The organism is Sinorhizobium glycinis, from assembly GCF_001651865.1.
Taxonomy (GTDB): Bacteria; Pseudomonadota; Alphaproteobacteria; order Rhizobiales; family Rhizobiaceae; genus Sinorhizobium; species Sinorhizobium glycinis.
In genome coordinates this window covers 648227-662959 of sequence record NZ_LPUX01000064.1, presented here as the reverse complement: position 1 = coordinate 662959, position 14733 = coordinate 648227, and the positions used below count along the sequence as shown (strand labels likewise).

At 64.4% G+C, this 14733-nt stretch carries 13 protein-coding genes and 2 pseudogenes; 5 read left to right on the top strand and 10 right to left on the bottom strand.

Annotation, left to right across the window (positions count from 1 at the left end; translation table 11 throughout):
* Window positions 1-69: 69 nt before the first annotated feature.
* From apnL to AU381_RS22850, 7 genes are all read right to left on the bottom strand, one after another.
* Window positions 70-2010 carry a D-apionate lactonase gene (gene apnL, locus AU381_RS22880; RefSeq protein ID WP_064243997.1) on the bottom strand — a complete coding sequence of 647 codons (1941 nt, stop codon included), beginning with the start codon at window positions 2008-2010 and terminating at the stop codon, window positions 70-72.
* Window positions 2007-3041 carry a Gfo/Idh/MocA family protein gene (locus tag AU381_RS22875; protein ID WP_064243996.1) on the bottom strand — a complete coding sequence of 345 codons (1035 nt, stop codon included), beginning with the start codon at window positions 3039-3041 and terminating at the stop codon, window positions 2007-2009. Before AU381_RS22875 ends, apnL begins: the two co-directional genes overlap by 4 nt.
* Before the next feature lie 239 nt (window positions 3042-3280).
* Window positions 3281-4348 (bottom strand): ABC transporter permease, encoded by a 1068-nt coding sequence (locus AU381_RS22870; protein WP_064243995.1) that lies wholly within the window; start codon window positions 4346-4348, stop codon window positions 3281-3283.
* Window positions 4348-5898 (bottom strand): sugar ABC transporter ATP-binding protein, encoded by a 1551-nt coding sequence (locus tag AU381_RS22865; protein WP_064243994.1) that lies wholly within the window; start codon window positions 5896-5898, stop codon window positions 4348-4350. The genes AU381_RS22870 and AU381_RS22865 overlap by 1 nt, the downstream gene beginning before the upstream one ends.
* Entirely contained in the window at window positions 5895-6530 is a 636-nt protein-coding gene (locus AU381_RS22860; protein WP_064243993.1) for a DUF2291 family protein, read from the bottom strand. The genes AU381_RS22865 and AU381_RS22860 overlap by 4 nt, the downstream gene beginning before the upstream one ends.
* A gap of 67 nt (window positions 6531-6597) precedes the next feature.
* Window positions 6598-7539, bottom strand: a complete 942-nt coding sequence (locus AU381_RS22855; RefSeq protein WP_064243992.1) for a D-ribose ABC transporter substrate-binding protein — start codon at window positions 7537-7539, stop codon at window positions 6598-6600.
* Between the two features lie 62 nt (window positions 7540-7601).
* The gene (locus AU381_RS22850) at window positions 7602-8429 is read right to left on the bottom strand and encodes a phosphogluconate dehydrogenase C-terminal domain-containing protein (RefSeq protein ID WP_064243991.1); all 828 of its coding nucleotides are present in this window, start codon (window positions 8427-8429) and stop codon (window positions 7602-7604) included.
* 167 nt (window positions 8430-8596) lie between these two features.
* On the opposite strand from AU381_RS22850, the gene AU381_RS22845 reads away from it, so the two are divergent.
* The 4 genes from AU381_RS22845 to AU381_RS29895 all read left to right on the top strand — a co-directional run bounded on the left by AU381_RS22845 (window position 8597) and on the right by AU381_RS29895 (window position 12607).
* Window positions 8597-9565, top strand: a complete 969-nt coding sequence (locus tag AU381_RS22845; RefSeq protein WP_082910292.1) for an AraC family transcriptional regulator — start codon at window positions 8597-8599, stop codon at window positions 9563-9565.
* A 196-nt stretch (window positions 9566-9761) separates the two neighbouring features.
* Window positions 9762-10220, top strand: coding sequence for a (2Fe-2S)-binding protein (locus AU381_RS22840; RefSeq protein ID WP_064243990.1), 459 nt, complete (start codon window positions 9762-9764; stop codon window positions 10218-10220).
* A gap of 3 nt (window positions 10221-10223) precedes the next feature.
* Window positions 10224-12437 carry a xanthine dehydrogenase family protein molybdopterin-binding subunit gene (locus tag AU381_RS22835; RefSeq protein ID WP_064243989.1) on the top strand — a complete coding sequence of 738 codons (2214 nt, stop codon included), beginning with the start codon at window positions 10224-10226 and terminating at the stop codon, window positions 12435-12437.
* Window positions 12434-12607, top strand: coding sequence for a hypothetical protein (locus AU381_RS29895; RefSeq protein ID WP_156528651.1), 174 nt, complete (start codon window positions 12434-12436; stop codon window positions 12605-12607). Before AU381_RS22835 ends, AU381_RS29895 begins: the two co-directional genes overlap by 4 nt.
* Before the next feature lie 413 nt (window positions 12608-13020).
* Here AU381_RS29895 and AU381_RS28955 read toward each other — a convergent pair.
* A pseudogene (locus AU381_RS28955) lies at window positions 13021-13152 on the bottom strand (TOBE domain-containing protein); the annotation flags it as partial.
* A gap of 2 nt (window positions 13153-13154) precedes the next feature.
* Window positions 13155-13232 (bottom strand): annotated as a pseudogene (locus AU381_RS31265) (amino acid synthesis family protein); the annotation flags it as partial.
* A gap of 586 nt (window positions 13233-13818) precedes the next feature.
* Between AU381_RS31265 and AU381_RS22830 the strand changes: the two are divergent.
* On the top strand, window positions 13819-14079 hold the full coding sequence (locus tag AU381_RS22830) for a hypothetical protein (RefSeq protein ID WP_064243988.1): 261 nt from the start codon (window positions 13819-13821) through the stop codon (window positions 14077-14079).
* Window positions 14080-14152: 73 nt separating this feature from the next.
* Here the strand turns inward: AU381_RS22830 and AU381_RS22825 are convergent, their stop codons facing one another.
* Window positions 14153-14587 carry an OsmC family protein gene (locus tag AU381_RS22825; protein ID WP_064243987.1) on the bottom strand — a complete coding sequence of 145 codons (435 nt, stop codon included), beginning with the start codon at window positions 14585-14587 and terminating at the stop codon, window positions 14153-14155.
* Window positions 14588-14733 lie beyond the last annotated feature (146 nt).

The following is a 14733-nucleotide window of genomic DNA, read 5'->3' as shown; positions in this document are numbered from 1 at the left end:
TTGTGGGTTCCCTTGTGGGGGAGATGGCCGGCAGGCCAGAGGGGGTAAACTTGCCGTCCACATATGCAGTCATCCTGCCGTGGCGGACCGATTCGATATATCGATGCGCGCCACGGCATAGGCCGGGAGCACGATGCCCGCTCCTGCATGTGCCCTCGCCTCAGGCTCCCTTGCGCCCTCGCGAAGCCAACCTTCGTCCAGAAGGATGAGTCTCCGCATGCCCGGCTCGGCGAGCGTCACCGTCTGTGGATCGGGGGTGAGATTGGCAAACAGCAGGATGGTCGCACCAACGAGATCCGCGCCGAGGCCGAGAACCCGGTCCGGCGCGGATGTCGCGACGGCAATGCGCCTGCCGCCCGACAATTGGGAAAGCCAGCGCAAGACGTGGAACAGCGGCCTCGGCTGGCCCTCTTTGACGGGTTCGCCGGCTCCGGCCACCAGGCCGAATGGGCCGGCGAGCGTCGAAAGCGTCAGCACCTCGAGCTCCGCGCCCGCGACCGTTGCCGCATAGGCGAGCGTCCAGGCCGCCCCGAAGAGCGCATTGTGGCGCGGATCCCGGTTCGCCATGGCGATGCGCTTGCCGGACGGGTTGTCCTTCGTCGTACTGCCATAGGGGTTGTGGCGCATCGCGATGGTGGAAGGTCCGATCCGGTAGGGCTTGTCGCCGTAAATCGCCCGGACGGACCGGGTGACGTCGCGGAGCGCCTCGAAGGTCTGCATGACGCTCGAATCATCGGCGGCGTGGACGATCGGATTGGTGCAATGGGTCACATAGGAGAGCCGATCGGCCGGCACGGGCTTGCGGTTGAGCTCGGTGAAATAGCTGAACATGCCGCCACCCAGCGGCACTTCCGGGAAAGCTCCTTGCGCGGCGGCATAGACATCCTCGAGCGGCGGACATTCCGGCCAGACGCTGCCCGGCGGCGTCGATTGGCGATCGACCGATGGTGACACGGCGAGGCTCGCGAGCCTCAGTCCGCTGTCGCGCACCATGCGGGCGATGTCGCCGAGTTCCTCATCCAGCGAGCGCCGGCAGGGCACGAAGCATTCAAGCGTCACCGCCGAGCCCGAAAAGTCGGCCATTTGCCGGAAATGCCTCAGCGCCGCGGCGCCATGGCCGGCCTCCGGATCGAAGTGGCAGATCAGATGCCGCGCACCGAGCGCGCGGATAAGACCCGCGTCGAGCAGCTCGTCGCTCACCTCGTCGGGTCTGAGGCCGATGCCGATGGCGGGCAGTCTTCCCTGATCGCGCCTGAGCGAGATCTCGATCGCCCCCGCCGTTGGCGCGAACGTCGGGCTGGCCGCGCCGGTCTGCCGGATCGACAGCCGGACGGCCTGATGAACCGTTTCCCCGGCCTTCAGCACATAGGGCCAGGGAAGCGCCAGCGGCCGCACATAGGTCTTGTAGGAGCCGTCGGTCCAGTTGCGCTGGTCCTCCATCTCGAAGACGTCGCCGGCCATGCGGCACTCGGCCGCGACCTCTGGCGTGACCTCATGGGTGATCGCGGCAATATCCTTGAATGGCTGCCAGGGCTCGATCAGATCGGGAAAAACCGATCGCTCGATCGAACCGTCTCCGTGCTCGACGGTCGCTGGCCGGCCGGCCACACCGACGATCGGGTGCAGGATCGCAAAGCCGGCGCGCGCCGTTTCGAAATCGCGGTCGGGCGTGAAGCGCGCTTCGAAGATCAGGGCGTCCGGGAGGACTTCAATCGTCGACCGGCAATCGAGGACCGCCCCGCCGGGCGCCCGGAACCGGGCATCGTATCGGACGATCGTCGCCGCCTCTCCCTGTTCGACGGTCAGCTCGGCGATTGCGGCCTCGCATGTCCCCCAATCACGGTCGCGCACGAGAAAGGAAATCGCCCGCAGCACCTCCCTGCCGGAAAAGCGGATCGTCCGCAGATTGCCGCCGACAAGCTCGGCGCTGAGCCGGCCTGCTTCGAGGCGGCGCGATTCCGGCTCCTGCTCTTCGGTTCCGAAGAGGAGAAGGGCGCGCGACGCCGTCATAGGAGGAATTCCTCGACCGACACGGTCCTGCCCTTGGCGGCGCTGCGATAGGACGCCTCGACGAGGGCGAAGGTCTTGAGATTGTCCCTGCCGGACGTATCCGGCTCGCGGCCGCTGCGCAGACAGTCGATCCAGTGCTGCTGGATGAGGCTGACGCTCTCCTGGATGTTGTGCCAGGGAGGCGAGGCCCAGGGGAGGAGACGCGGCTCGACATCCGTCACTTCGGTCCCCTCCCGCGAGTGAACGGAAAGACGGTAGCCCTGCGAGAGCCGCAAGGTCCCCTTGCTGCCGTCGACTTCCAGCAGGGTTTCGGGAAAAGGCTCCACCGGCAGCCTGGTGGCATAGCTGCAATCGACGATCGAAGTTATGCCGCCGCGATGGTCGAGCATCATGGTGGCGACGTCCTCGCCGACGATGTTCGGATTGACCCGGCGGGTGCGGGCGGTGACCGAAGTCGCATCGCCGAAGAGACAGCGCGCGATGTCGAGCGCGTGGATGCCGAGGTCCTCGATGATGAAGCGCTTGCCGGTCGCCAGATAAGGCTGTCCGGAATAGACGTCATAGGCCGATCGGAAGCTCACCCGGCCCCAGAAGACTTCGCCGATCGCGCCGCTGTCGGTCACGGCTTTTGCGGCCCGGATCGGCGACTGCCAGCGGAAGTTCTCGTGTACCATCAGCGGTACGCCCGCCGCGGCACAGGCGGCAACCATCGCCTTGGCGTCCTCCATCGTCGGCGCGATCGGCTTTTGACAGATCGTCGGAATGCCGTTGCGCGCCGCCATCTCGACGAGCGGGCGGTGGCTCCTGACGGTCGTTGCTATATCGACGAAATCGAAGCCGCCATCGGCAAACAGATCCTCGGCCGACGTATAACGGCGCGTGATGCCGAACTCGGCGCCGACCGCCCTGAGCCTCGCCGGATCCCGGTCGCAGATGGCGACGATGCGCGCCCCCTCGGCGTCGCGCCAGCCGTGCATCTGGTTGACTGCGAAGAAGCCGCAGCCGATCAGGGCACCTTTCAGAACTGCCATATTGTCTGTTCCTTCCGAACTCAAGGGCCTTCCAACCCTGCCACCTAAAGACCCCTCAATCCCTGCAACTCCAAGACCCCTCCCCAACCCCTCCCCACAAGGGGGAGGGGCCTTGCTGCCGCACCCTCACCTCTCTGACCTAGAGCGTTGCCACTCGCGGAAACGCCGGCGTTGGGCAAGACGGTGCCGCCGCGAAGCCCCTCCCCCCTGTGGGAAGGGGTTGGGGAGGGGCCGAGATCCTAACCTTTCCTTGCAAGCTGCATGAGCGTCACCTGCTGCTGCAAGCGGCGTTGCGCCTGGTCCACGACGACCGCGACGATGATGACGATGCCCTTGATGACCATCTGCCAGAAGGACGAAATGCCCATCATGACAAGGCCGTCGGAAAGGATGCCGATGACGAAGGCGCCGATGATGGTGCCGCCGATCGTGCCCCGCCCGCCGGACATGGACGTGCCGCCGAGGACTGCCGCGGCGATGGCGTTGAGCTCGAAGGAGTTGCCCGTCGCCGGATGCGACGCCATCAGTTCCGATGAAATGACCAGGCCGACGATCGCCGCGCAGAAGCCGGAGAACATGTAGACGAACATCTTCACCCGGTCGACGCGGATGCCGGACATGCGGGCGGCCCGTTCGTTACCGCCGACCGCGAAGATGTGCCGGCCGATCGGGATGCATTTGGCCACATAGGCGGCGGCAAGCGCCACGACGATGAGGATCCAGATCGAGACCGGCAGGCCGAGAAGCCGGCCGGAGCCGAGGAAAGCGAAGCCGGTCGTCGAGAGTTCCGGCTTGCCGACGAGGTTCGGGAAGGTCTGGCCGTCCGACGAAAGCAGGGCGAAACCGCGGGCGACATAGAGCGTGCCGAGCGTCGCGATGAACGGCGCGACGTTGAGCTTGGTGATCAGCAGGCCGTTGACCGCGCCGATCACGATGCCGACGGCGAGCGTGATGAGGCACACCTCGAAGACGTTGAAATAGATTGTGTAGCCGAATTGCAGGTCGATGCCGTTGAGGATCAGGCCGCCGGCCACCATGCCGCAGAGCCCGACGATCGAGCCTACGGAAAGGTCGATGCCGCCGGTGATGATCACGAAGGTCATGCCCATCGCCAGGAAGGCGTTGAGCGCCACGTGCTTCGACATCAGAATGAGGTTGGCGGTCGACAGGAAGTTCGGCGCGAAGATCGAGAAGAAGGCGATCACCGCGAAGAGCGCGATGAAGGTCCTGAGCTTCATGAGCGTCAGCAGCAGTGAGCCGCTCGGCGCTTCCGCGACGTTGGTGGTGGTCGTCGTTGCCGTCGTCATCAGGCGTGTTCCCTTGTCGTCTTGTGGCCTTCGGCCGAAGCGCTCACGATCATCTCTTCCGTCGCATCGGCCCGGTCGACGAGAGTAACGAGCCGCCCATTGCTCATGACGGCGATGCGGTCGGAGAGTGCCATCACCTCTTCGAGGTCGGAGGTGGAAAAGAGGATTGCCAGCCCTTCGCCGGCCAGCCGCCGCATGGTGCGGAAGACATCGGCCTTTGCGCCGACGTCGATGCCGCGGCTCGGCTCGTCCATGAGCAGCACCTTCGGCCTCGTCATCAGCGCCTTGCCGATGACGACCTTCTGCTGGTTGCCGCCCGACATCGAGGTCACCTCGAAGTCCGGGTTCGGCGCCTTGATGGAAAGATCGCGGATCGCCGCCTGGATCGCCGCCCGTTCCCTCTCGCCGGCGATATGGAAACGCAAGCGCAGAAAACGCTCGAGGCTCGCCAAGGTAAGATTGCCGGCGATCGACAGCGCCTGCACCAGTCCTTCGCGCTGGCGATCCTCCGGGATCAGCGCCAGTCCCTGCTGAATGCGGTCGGAGGTGTCGGATTTCGAGACCTCGACGCTGCCGACATGGACGCGTCCGGTCGAGTGGGGATGCTGGCCGATGACGCATTCGAAGAACTCGCTTCGGCCGGCGCCCATCAGCCCGTAAATGCCGAGCACTTCACCGGCGCGCACCGAGATCGACACATGATCGACGGCGAGGCCGCCGGTCCGCCGCGGCAGACAGATGTCCTCGGCGCGGAAGACCTCTTCACCGAGGCGATGATCCACCGATTTGGCGAAATCCTTCGCATCCGAACCGATCATCGAACGGACGATCCACTTCGTGTCGATGTCCCTGACCATGGCGTGGCCGGTGATCTGACCATCGCGGAGCACGGTGATGTAGTCGCCGATCCGCATCAGCTCTTCGAGGCGGTGGGAGATATAGATGATCGCCACGCCTTGCGCCTTGAGTTCCCGGATGACCTTGAAGAGGACGTCGACTTCCGCCGCCGATAGCGCCGAGGTCGGCTCGTCGAGAATGAGGATACGGGTATCGAGCGAGATCGCCTTGGCGATCTCCACCAGCTGCTGTTGGCCGATCGGCAGGTCCTCGACGAGGGTCTCGGCGTCGATGCCGGCATCCAGCCTGTCGAGAAAATGATTGGCCTTGTCGATCTGGGCGCGATGGTCGATGCCGCGCAGGCCGCGGGTCACTTCACGCGTCGCGAAGATGTTTTCGGCGACGGAGAGGTTGCCGAAGAGATTGAGCTCCTGGAAGACCATGCCGATCCCGTGGCGCTGGGCATCGGCCGGCGAGTGGAATGCGACCTCCTCGCCGTCGAGCAGGATGCGGCCGAGCGACGGCTTCTCGACGCCGGCGATGATGCGCATCAGCGTCGATTTGCCGGCGCCGTTCTCGCCGACGAGCACGTTTACGGCACCGCGCCTGAGCGCCAGGTTGGCGTGACGCACGGCGACGATGCCGGAATAGACCTTGGTGACGTCCTCGAGGCGCAGCACGCAATCGTCGTTTTGAGCCGGCTGCATGGTCATCCGCCCACCGTCAACTCAACCGGCACGAAGAGCGGCAGTTGCCCCTTGGCGGGTACGGGATAGGCGCCGACCGCCTCCAGCTTCTTGCCGACCAGCTGGTCGCGCGACAGCTTTTCGAGCACCAGGCCGTTCACATGGGTGTTGAAGGCCTTGCCGTACTGGGCCCACTCGATCTGGTTCTTGAATTCGTTGAAGTTCACGAAGTCGAGGCTGTCGCGGATCGCCGTGCCGCGGATCGCCGGGCCGATCTGGACGCGTGCATCCGCCTTGCCGTCGCCATCCGCGTCGACCTCCACATAGGCCGAGCGCGATTTCGTCTCCGCCTTGACGATGGTGCCGGAGAGGCGCGCGGCGAAGGTCCAGGGCGCGCTGCCCTGCTTCTCCTTATGGCCGTATTTCGCGCCTGCGGCTTCCAGGTTGCTCGCCGCAAGCGAGGCGACCTCGGACAATGGTCCCGCCCTCTTGTCGAGATAGGGCACGACCTTGCTCTCCCAAATCTCCGCGACCATGCGATCCGGATCGAAGCCGCCGGTGGCGGATTCCTCCGCCGTCGGCGTCTTGATGATCTTGCAGCCCGCGAGCCCCATCATAACCGCAAGGACAATGACGGACGCGCCCCTCATACCAGGCATCGAACCCTACTCCATGGGAAAGCCGGCGCGCGATCCAGCTTTCCGCCGATCGCGCGCCTTTTCATGATCAGTTGGTGAGGGCGAAGGTCTCGAGCTGGTCGGCGTTTTCCGCGTTGATCAGCACGCAGTCCATGAGCTGCTTTTCTTCAGCCGGCTTCTTGCCGGTGGCGATGAAGTCATGCGCCTGCTGGACCGCCATCTGCGCCTGGGCATAGGCCGGCTGGAGCACGGTTGCCTTGATGCCGCCGGACTTGATCGAGTCGCGGACGTCGTTGGAACCGTCGAAGCCGACGACGATGACGTCCTTGCGGCCGGCGGCCTGCAGCGCGGCGATCGCGCCCATCGCCATCGTGTCGTTGCCGGAGATGACGCCCTTGATGTCGGGATTGGCCTGCAGGATGGTCTCCATCTTGCTGTAGCCCTCGGTCTGGCTCCAGTTCGCCGACTGCTGCGCCACCATCTTCATCTCCGGATACTCGTCGATGACGTCGTGATAGCCCTTCGAGCGGATGCCGGCGTTGAGATCGGCTTCGCGGCCGAGCAGTTCGACATAGTTGCCCGACTCGCCCATCAGCCTGACGAACTCCTCGGCGCCGAGCTGGGCGCCCTGGTAGTTGTTGGAGACGATCTGCGAGACGGCGACGCCGGTGGCGTTGATTTCCCGGTCGATCAGGAAGGACGGCACGCCGGCATCCTTGGCCTTCTGCACGGCGGCGATCGAGGCTTCCGAGCCGGCATTGTCGAGGATGATCGCCTTGGCGCCGCGGCCGATCGCCGTATCGATCAGTTGCGACTGCTTGTTGGCGTCGTCGTCATGGACGAGCACCAGCGTCTCGTAGCCGAGTTCCTTTGCCTTCGCCTCGGCCCCGACCGCCTCGGCCTTGAAGAACGGGTTGTCGTGCGACGGCGTGATGATCGCAATGAGATCGGCCGCGTAAGCCGGAATGGCGGAGCCCGCCGCCAGGAAGGCCGCAAAGGCGGCCATGGTCATTCTGCGTGTCAGTTTCATCTATTCTCTCCTCCCAGGTTGAAAACGGCCGGAGCTGGCCCAAGGGCTCCGGTTTTGGTGAATCAGGTGATGCGACGGATGCTGTCGGCGATTTCCTGCGGCTCGAAGACGCGCTTCCAGTCGTCGCGCATCAGCATCGGCTTGCCGAATTCGATCGCCTTGTTGCAGGCGTCCGAGAAGACGCCCTCGACTTCCTCGAAGATCACCGCGCCGAGCACGTTCATGTGGCCGAGCAGGAAGTCGCGCGCCGCCTCCTTCGGCACGCCGCGGGCGACGCATTCGTCCATCGCCTCGCGCATGACCACGAGCAGCGAGGCGCAGACCGTCTCGGACAGGCCGGGCTCCAGCAAAGCCATCTGCTCGACGGTGACGCGGTGCGAGCGCATCACCGGCGCCCAGATGATCCTGGCGATCTCCTCGCCCTTGGCGTAGTCCGCCTCCGGCCCCTGCATCAGCGCGGAGACGATGTGCTGCTTGGCGGCGACGCCGCCGAAGTGGTCCTTGCGCGCGGCAAGCTCCGTCTCGTCGTTGAAGATCGGCGGATGGCAGGGATGGGTGACGAAATAGGTGAGGTCTTCGCGCTTCGGCAGATGACCGGCAAAGGGTGCGGCCGCATCGAGGACGATTATCGTCGTGCCGGGCTTCAGCCTGTCGACGATGCCGGTGGCGACCTTGCCGATTGCCGTATCCGGAACAGCAAGGATCACGACCTCCGCACCGTCAAGCGCGGCGTCAAGCGAAACCGCCTCGATCCCGAGCTCCTTGGCCAGCCGCGCTTTGCCGGTCTCGCTCACCTCGACGTGGCGAACGTCGAAGCGCGAGCCCTTGAGGTTCCTGGCCAGCCGGCATCCCATTTTGCCGCCTGCGCCCAGTAAGGCAATCGAAGTCATGTGCATCTCCCGCATGTCGCTGATGGAAGCGATAGAGGAACTGGTATGATGAGTCAATGAGTATATCAGGTGAAATTTCTTTGGGCGCTTCTTGCCTAATTCTGCTGACTACAAAAGAATGTGATAAAGAGATGAATTGCCATCGGACCGCAGGAGGGAGAGAACTCATGCCCATGAGCGAGGCGATCAGCAGTCAGCGACAGCGCCTGCGCGACGAAACCGGGCCGCTGCGAGCGCGCATCCTCGACGAACTTGCGAAACTGCCATGGGACGGTCTGCGCTACAGCCACGCGGTTCCGGGGCTTTCGCTCTATCGCGTCGTCGAACCGGCCGGCCCCTTCTCCGCCGTCTATGAGCCGAGCCTGTCGTTGATCATCAAGGGGAGCAAGCGCGTCCATGTCGGCGGCCAGACTCTGGTCTACGACGAATCCTGCTTTTTCCTGACGGCTCTCGGACTGCCGGCGACAGGGCAGATCTGCGAGGCGAGCGTCGACGAGCCCTATGTGGCAGCTTCGCTTCGGCTCGACCTCGAAAAATTGCGGCGGATCATCGCCGACCATGACCTGCATCCGTCGGACGTGCCCGAACGCGACCTCGTCGGCGTTGCCGTCGGCGCCGCAACGCCTCAACTGTTCGACGCGTTTCTAAGACTGATCTCGCTTGCGAATGCGCCCGCGGACATCCCGTTTCTGGCCAATCACATTCACAACGAGATCCTCTACCGGCTGCTCACCGGCGAGCAAGGCGCGCGGCTCAGGCGATTCGCGCTTGCCGGCACAAACAGCAACCGCGTCGCCAGGGCGATCGCCTGGCTGAAGGAGAACTACACCCGTCCGCTGCGCGTCGAAGAGCTGGCGGAGATCGCCAACATGGGGGTCTCGACGCTGCACCACCATTTCCGCGCCATGACCGCCATGAGCCCGCTGCAGTTCCAGAAGCACCTGCGCCTGCACCACGCGCGGGAACTGATGCTGTCCGAATCGCTTGACGCGGCCACTGCCGCCCTCAGGGTCGGATACGAGAGCCCGACCCAGTTCAGCCGCGAATATCGACGCGCTTTCGGCCACCCGCCGCTGCGCGACATCAAGGCAATCCTCAACTCCAGCGATGCGACCAAAGGCGATTCCATCGGTTAGCCGCCGCGGCGCGGACCGGCCGATGATCACAATTCCGTCACCACGACAGGAATAGGCAACAATCCGACAGGATCGAATCTACCGAACGTGAGGGCGGTCTTCTAAGCTGCGGCCGCAGCCTGGCGAATGGCTGCGGCGCGTGAGGAGGCATGGTTGCACCTGTCTGGACCCCGCGCCTCAACGCGAGGAGAACACCATGGCAATTGTGACGATCAACGGCGTCGAGCATACGGTCGAGGCCGAGGCGGATATGCCGCTTCTTTGGGTGATCCGCGATCTGGTTGGATTAACAGGCACGAAATTCGGCTGCGGCATGGCGCAATGCGGCGCCTGCACCGTCCATGTCGACGGCTCGCCGGTCCGTTCCTGCCAGACGCTGATTGGCGACATCGAAGGCGCTCAGGTAACCACCATCGAGGGCCTGAAGGGCAAGGTCGCGGAAGCGGTCCAGTCCGTCTGGGCCGATCTCGACGTCCCGCAATGCGGCTACTGCCAGTCGGGCCAGATCATGTCGGCGACCGACCTGCTGACCAACAATCCGAAGCCCAGCGACGAGGATATCGACGCCGCCATGTCCGGCAATCTCTGTCGTTGCGCCACCTATCATCGCATCCGTGCCGGCATTCACGAAGCCGCAAAGCGTCTGGAGGGCTGAGCCATGCTACCGAAACTGATGCAATCGCTTACCTTCCCCGCCGCCCGCGTCGAGGCTTCGCGTCGGCAATTCCTGATCGGCGCGCTGGCGACCGGCACCGGTCTCGCCATCGGCTTCCGCCTCCTCTCCGCGTCGCCAGCCGCAGCGAGCGAGACGCCTGAGGCAGGCGCGCATGCCTTTTCTCCTTATGTCACGATCGACGGGGATGGGAAGGTGACCGTCCTTTCCTCGCAGTTCGAGATGGGGCAAGGTTCCTACAACGGCATCGCCACGCTGGTGGCCGAGGAACTCGATGCCGACTGGTCGACGATCGACGTGAAGGGTGCTGCCGGCAATCTACCGGCCTATGGCAATATCGCCTTTGGCGGCGCCATGCAGGGCACGGGCGGCTCGACCTCCATGGTGACCTCGTGGGAACGCTACCGCAAAGCGGGCGCTGCGGCCCGCGCCATGTTGGTCGCCGCGGCAGCCTCCGAATGGAACGTCGAGGCGGCGGAGATCGCCGTCGAGAAAGGCGTTCTCTCCCATCCCTCCGGCAAGAGCGGCGGTTTCGGCGCCTTTGCCGCCAAGGCCGCGACGATGCCTATGCCGGCCGACGTGAATCTCAAGCAGCCGAGCGACTGGAAGCTGATCGGCAATTCCGAACTGAAGCGCTTCGACAGCGCCCGCAAGGCGAACGGCACCGAGCAGTACACGATCGACGTCAAGCTACCCGGCCTGCTGACCGCGGTGATGATCCATCCGCCGCTCTTCGGCGCGAAGGTGAAGTCCTTCGATGCGGCGGCCGCGCGCGCCGTCAAGGGCGTGGTGGACGTGGTCGAAACGCCGCGTGGCATCGCTGTGGTCGGCGAGCACATGTGGGCGGCGATCAAGGGGCGCGAGGCGGTCACCGTCGAGTGGGACGAGGCAGGCGCGGAAAAGCGTGGAACGCAGCAGGTCATGTCCATGTACCGCGATCTCGTGAAGAAGCCGCCGGCGGCGGTCGCGCGCAAGGACGGCGACGCCGAGGCGGAATTTGCCAAGGCCGCCAAGGTGATCGAGGCGAGCTTCGAGTTCCCCTATCTGGCGCATGCGGCGATGGAACCGCTGAACGCGGTCGCACGCATGAACGACGACGGCACGCTGGAAATCTGGGGCGGGCACCAGTTCACCGACGTATACCAGAAACTCGCCGGGGATGTGGCCGGGATCGCTCCCGAAAAGGTCCGCCTCCACGTCATGAAGACCGGCGGCAGCTTCGGCCGGCGGGCCGTGTTCGACGGTGACGTTGTCGTCGAGGCCGTACACATAGCCAAGGCCATCGGTTTCCGTGCGCCGGTAAAGCTGCAATGGACGCGCGAGGACGACATGCGGGGCGGCCGCTATCGACCCGCCTATGTCCACAGCCTCAAGGCCGGCATCGACGACGGTGGAAAACTCGTGGCCTGGACCGATCACATCGTCGGCCAATCCATCGTGGCAAAGACGGCATTCGAGGGCATGGTCAAGAACGGGGTCGACCCGACCTCCGTCGAGGGGGCGCACAACCTGCCCTATGCCATTCCCAACCAGACGGTCGGCCTGACGAGCACGGAGGTCGGCGTTCCGGTCCTGTGGTGGCGCTCGGTCGGTTCTACCCACACCGCCTTTGCGGCCGAAACCTTCCTCGATGAAGTCGCCGAGGCGGCGGGACGCGACCCGATCGAATTCCGTCTCTCCATGCTCGAGCCGGGCTCGCGCCACGCGACCGTGCTGAAGCTTGCGGCGGAAAAGGCGGAATGGGAGAAGCCATTGCCGCAAGGCCGGTTCCGCGGCGTTGCCGTCGCCGAGAGCTTCGGCTCCGTGGTGGCCGAGATCGCCGAGGTTTCGACCGATGGGAACAGTCAGATCAAGGTCGAGCGCGTCGTCGCCGCCGTCGATTGCGGCCTGGCGGTCAATCCGGACCAGGTTCGCGCCCAGGTCGAGGGCGGCATCGGCTTCGGGCTCAGCGCCATTCTGGGCGAGGAGATCACGCTGACCGACGGCCAGGTCGACCAGGGCAATTTCGACCTCTACACGCCGCTTCGGATCGATGCGATGCCGGCGGTCGAGGTCCACATCGTCGCCTCCGCCAACCCGCCCTCGGGTATCGGCGAACCCGGCGTACCGCCGATCGGCCCTGCCGTTGCCAATGCCGCCTACAAGGCACTCGGCAAGCGGATCCGCGTCATGCCTTTCTCGAAGTCGCTGAACGCATGACCTGCCTGCCCGGCTGGCCGGATGGCCGGCCGGGCAGCATTGCGGAAAGCCAGCTGAGGGTGCCGCGAAACCCCGTCGTGGTCCCCTGGCTATTCGGTTTCCCTGTCAAGAATGCCGCGGCGATCGCCGAGGCGCTCCTGGCCGAACAGCAAGGCGCCAAAGCGGGGTAACGGTATCTCCGGCCTTTCCGGCTCAAGGCGGTGCTCTCGCATAGGGCACCTCCGCCAGCGCGGTTTCCGCACTCAAAACCCCGAGTGTAAAGCGGACGAGGGCCTTCTCGCGAGAAGGCGCATGAGGCGGCGCAAGGTGAAGAAGGCCAAGCTCACTTCAGACAATATTAACCGTGATTGACATCGGTGAAATTCTTGGCCGCCGCCGCCCCGGTTTGCTCGCATTCCACCGATCATGATGGGGGATGGATAAGGCAGGCATCGCATTCATGACGCTGATACTCGTCCTCATCTCTCTCGTGATGAGCATTCTTGCTGTCGACCGAACAGCGGTGGAAGCGCCGCCGAACAGGGCGGCACTGGTTCCCACCACCTACCGGTAAGACATCTTTCGCGCCGGAGCGCCCAACGCTTCAGCAGAAGACGTGCGCCGATCCCGGATCGAAGCCGAGCCAGACGCTGTCGCCGCGGTTTAGGCTGGAAATCGCCTCATGGCCGAGGGGAAGGCGGACTGCCAGCGCGTCGCCCTTGGCGGTCTGCGTCGCCATGGATGCTGTTGCGCCTTTCCGCCTTCGATCAGCGTCGTCTCCACCTGCAGCAGGGTTTTGCGGATTTCCAGGGGCATCGCTCCTTCCGACGTAGCATGGTATAATATTGACGTGGCAGGCGACCGATCGCCGAAAGCGCCGACCGGTCGCGCTGGCGAATGGGTTTGCAAAGGTCAAAGGTGGTCTTCTGCCGTATCCGACGTTACGGTCGGTCGACACGTCCTCGGCGCACCCCCCAAAATGCGGGCGATGTCCTGCTCGCGCCGGCGGAGCTGCACATCCTTCTCCCGAAGTCGGCTTCGATTTATAGAAACACGCAGCAGGAACCATCGCAGCATGTGGTCGTTGTCCTTGACGAAAGGACAACACGATGCCGAAGAGAGATCCCACTCCCACCCCCGCCGAAACTCCGAGAAAGCCACAGGGCACTCCGGCCAGACCGGACCGCGGCCAGGAGCCTCCCCGCGAGCCGCCGGCAAAAAAGCCGGAGGATGACAAGAACCCGACGGATCCTGCCTTGCTGCCGATCGGCGACCCGGCCGGAATGGCTTAGACGCCGGGCGCGAAGCAGGGCCGCCTGTCCTTCGCTGGCCCGAGGAACAGACGGGCCCGTTTTGCGGTGACGAGATAGATGTCGCCGGCTCCTGCAGAGGAGAGACGCGCATGCCGATCCAACAGTTGCCCGACAATCCCGTGCCGGGCGCAATCATTGTCAAGCTCTACCGCTATGGCGACGAAGTCAGAGGATATGTACGGCAGGTCACCGATCCGTCCGAGGAGGACATTATCTTCCCCGGCGAGGAAATGGAGCCGGATGCCGCTTTCCGGCTGGCAAGAGCCCATAGTCGGGGTGAAACGCCGATTTATGTGGAACTTGTCGAGGACGTCCAATGGGATCCCGGTTGGGGCACCTTGATCAGCTAACCTGATCCGGAAGACGTGAGAGACGAGCCGTCTCCCACTCCCGATTACAGGGCTTCATCGGCGATTTTGCAAATCAGTCCGCCTCGACGGCAGCGGTATCGACGACCTCGAAGTCGTGGGTGATCGTCGCCGTCCTGGCGAGCATTGCCGAGGCGGAGCAATATTTCTCTATCGACAGCGCGATCGCGCGTTCGACCTTGTTTGCTGCAAGCCCGCGCCCCTTGACCACGAAGTGCATGTGAATGCGGGTGAACACTTTCGGCTCCTGATCCGCCCGGTCTGCGCTGAGCTCGACGGTACAATCCTCCACCGGCTGGCGACCCTTTTCGAGGATGTGAACGACATCGAAGGCCGAGCAGCCCCCGGTACCGATCAGCACCAGCTCCATGGGACTTGGCCCCGGGGTGCTTCCCTCCGGTCCGAAAGCCGTCCCGAGCACGACATTGTGCCCGCTACCGGACTGGCCGACAAAGGTCCGCCCTTCCACCCATTTGATACGAGCCTTCATGATCACCTCCACGCTATGCCGATCAACGTCCGACCTATAACGCGAATCATCCGCAAAAACATGTCGCAGAGCGCGCGACATTGTCTTTGGGTGATGCCGCCGCGGTTGACCCGCGCGACGCCGGGCGGGTCGACAAGCGACGCGGC

What these genes read in the sequence shown, in the direction of transcription:
- apnL (WP_064243997.1), bottom strand. Translation starts at nt 2,010, where the DNA reads ATGACGGCGTCGCGCGCCCTTCTCCTCTTCGGAACCGAAGAGCAGGAG.
- AU381_RS22875 (WP_064243996.1), bottom strand. Translation starts at nt 3,041, where the DNA reads ATGGCAGTTCTGAAAGGTGCCCTGATCGGCTGCGGCTTCTTCGCAGTC.
- AU381_RS22870 (WP_064243995.1), bottom strand. Translation starts at nt 4,348, where the DNA reads ATGACGACGGCAACGACGACCACCACCAACGTCGCGGAAGCGCCGAGC.
- AU381_RS22865 (WP_064243994.1), bottom strand. Translation starts at nt 5,898, where the DNA reads ATGACCATGCAGCCGGCTCAAAACGACGATTGCGTGCTGCGCCTCGAG.
- AU381_RS22860 (WP_064243993.1), bottom strand. Translation starts at nt 6,530, where the DNA reads ATGCCTGGTATGAGGGGCGCGTCCGTCATTGTCCTTGCGGTTATGATG.
- AU381_RS22855 (WP_064243992.1), bottom strand. Translation starts at nt 7,539, where the DNA reads ATGAAACTGACACGCAGAATGACCATGGCCGCCTTTGCGGCCTTCCTG.
- AU381_RS22850 (WP_064243991.1), bottom strand. Translation starts at nt 8,429, where the DNA reads ATGACTTCGATTGCCTTACTGGGCGCAGGCGGCAAAATGGGATGCCGG.
- AU381_RS22845 (WP_082910292.1), top strand. Translation starts at nt 8,597, where the DNA reads ATGCCCATGAGCGAGGCGATCAGCAGTCAGCGACAGCGCCTGCGCGAC.
- AU381_RS22840 (WP_064243990.1), top strand. Translation starts at nt 9,762, where the DNA reads ATGGCAATTGTGACGATCAACGGCGTCGAGCATACGGTCGAGGCCGAG.
- AU381_RS22835 (WP_064243989.1), top strand. Translation starts at nt 10,224, where the DNA reads ATGCTACCGAAACTGATGCAATCGCTTACCTTCCCCGCCGCCCGCGTC.
- AU381_RS29895 (WP_156528651.1), top strand. Translation starts at nt 12,434, where the DNA reads ATGACCTGCCTGCCCGGCTGGCCGGATGGCCGGCCGGGCAGCATTGCG.
- AU381_RS22830 (WP_064243988.1), top strand. Translation starts at nt 13,819, where the DNA reads ATGCCGATCCAACAGTTGCCCGACAATCCCGTGCCGGGCGCAATCATT.
- AU381_RS22825 (WP_064243987.1), bottom strand. Translation starts at nt 14,587, where the DNA reads ATGAAGGCTCGTATCAAATGGGTGGAAGGGCGGACCTTTGTCGGCCAG.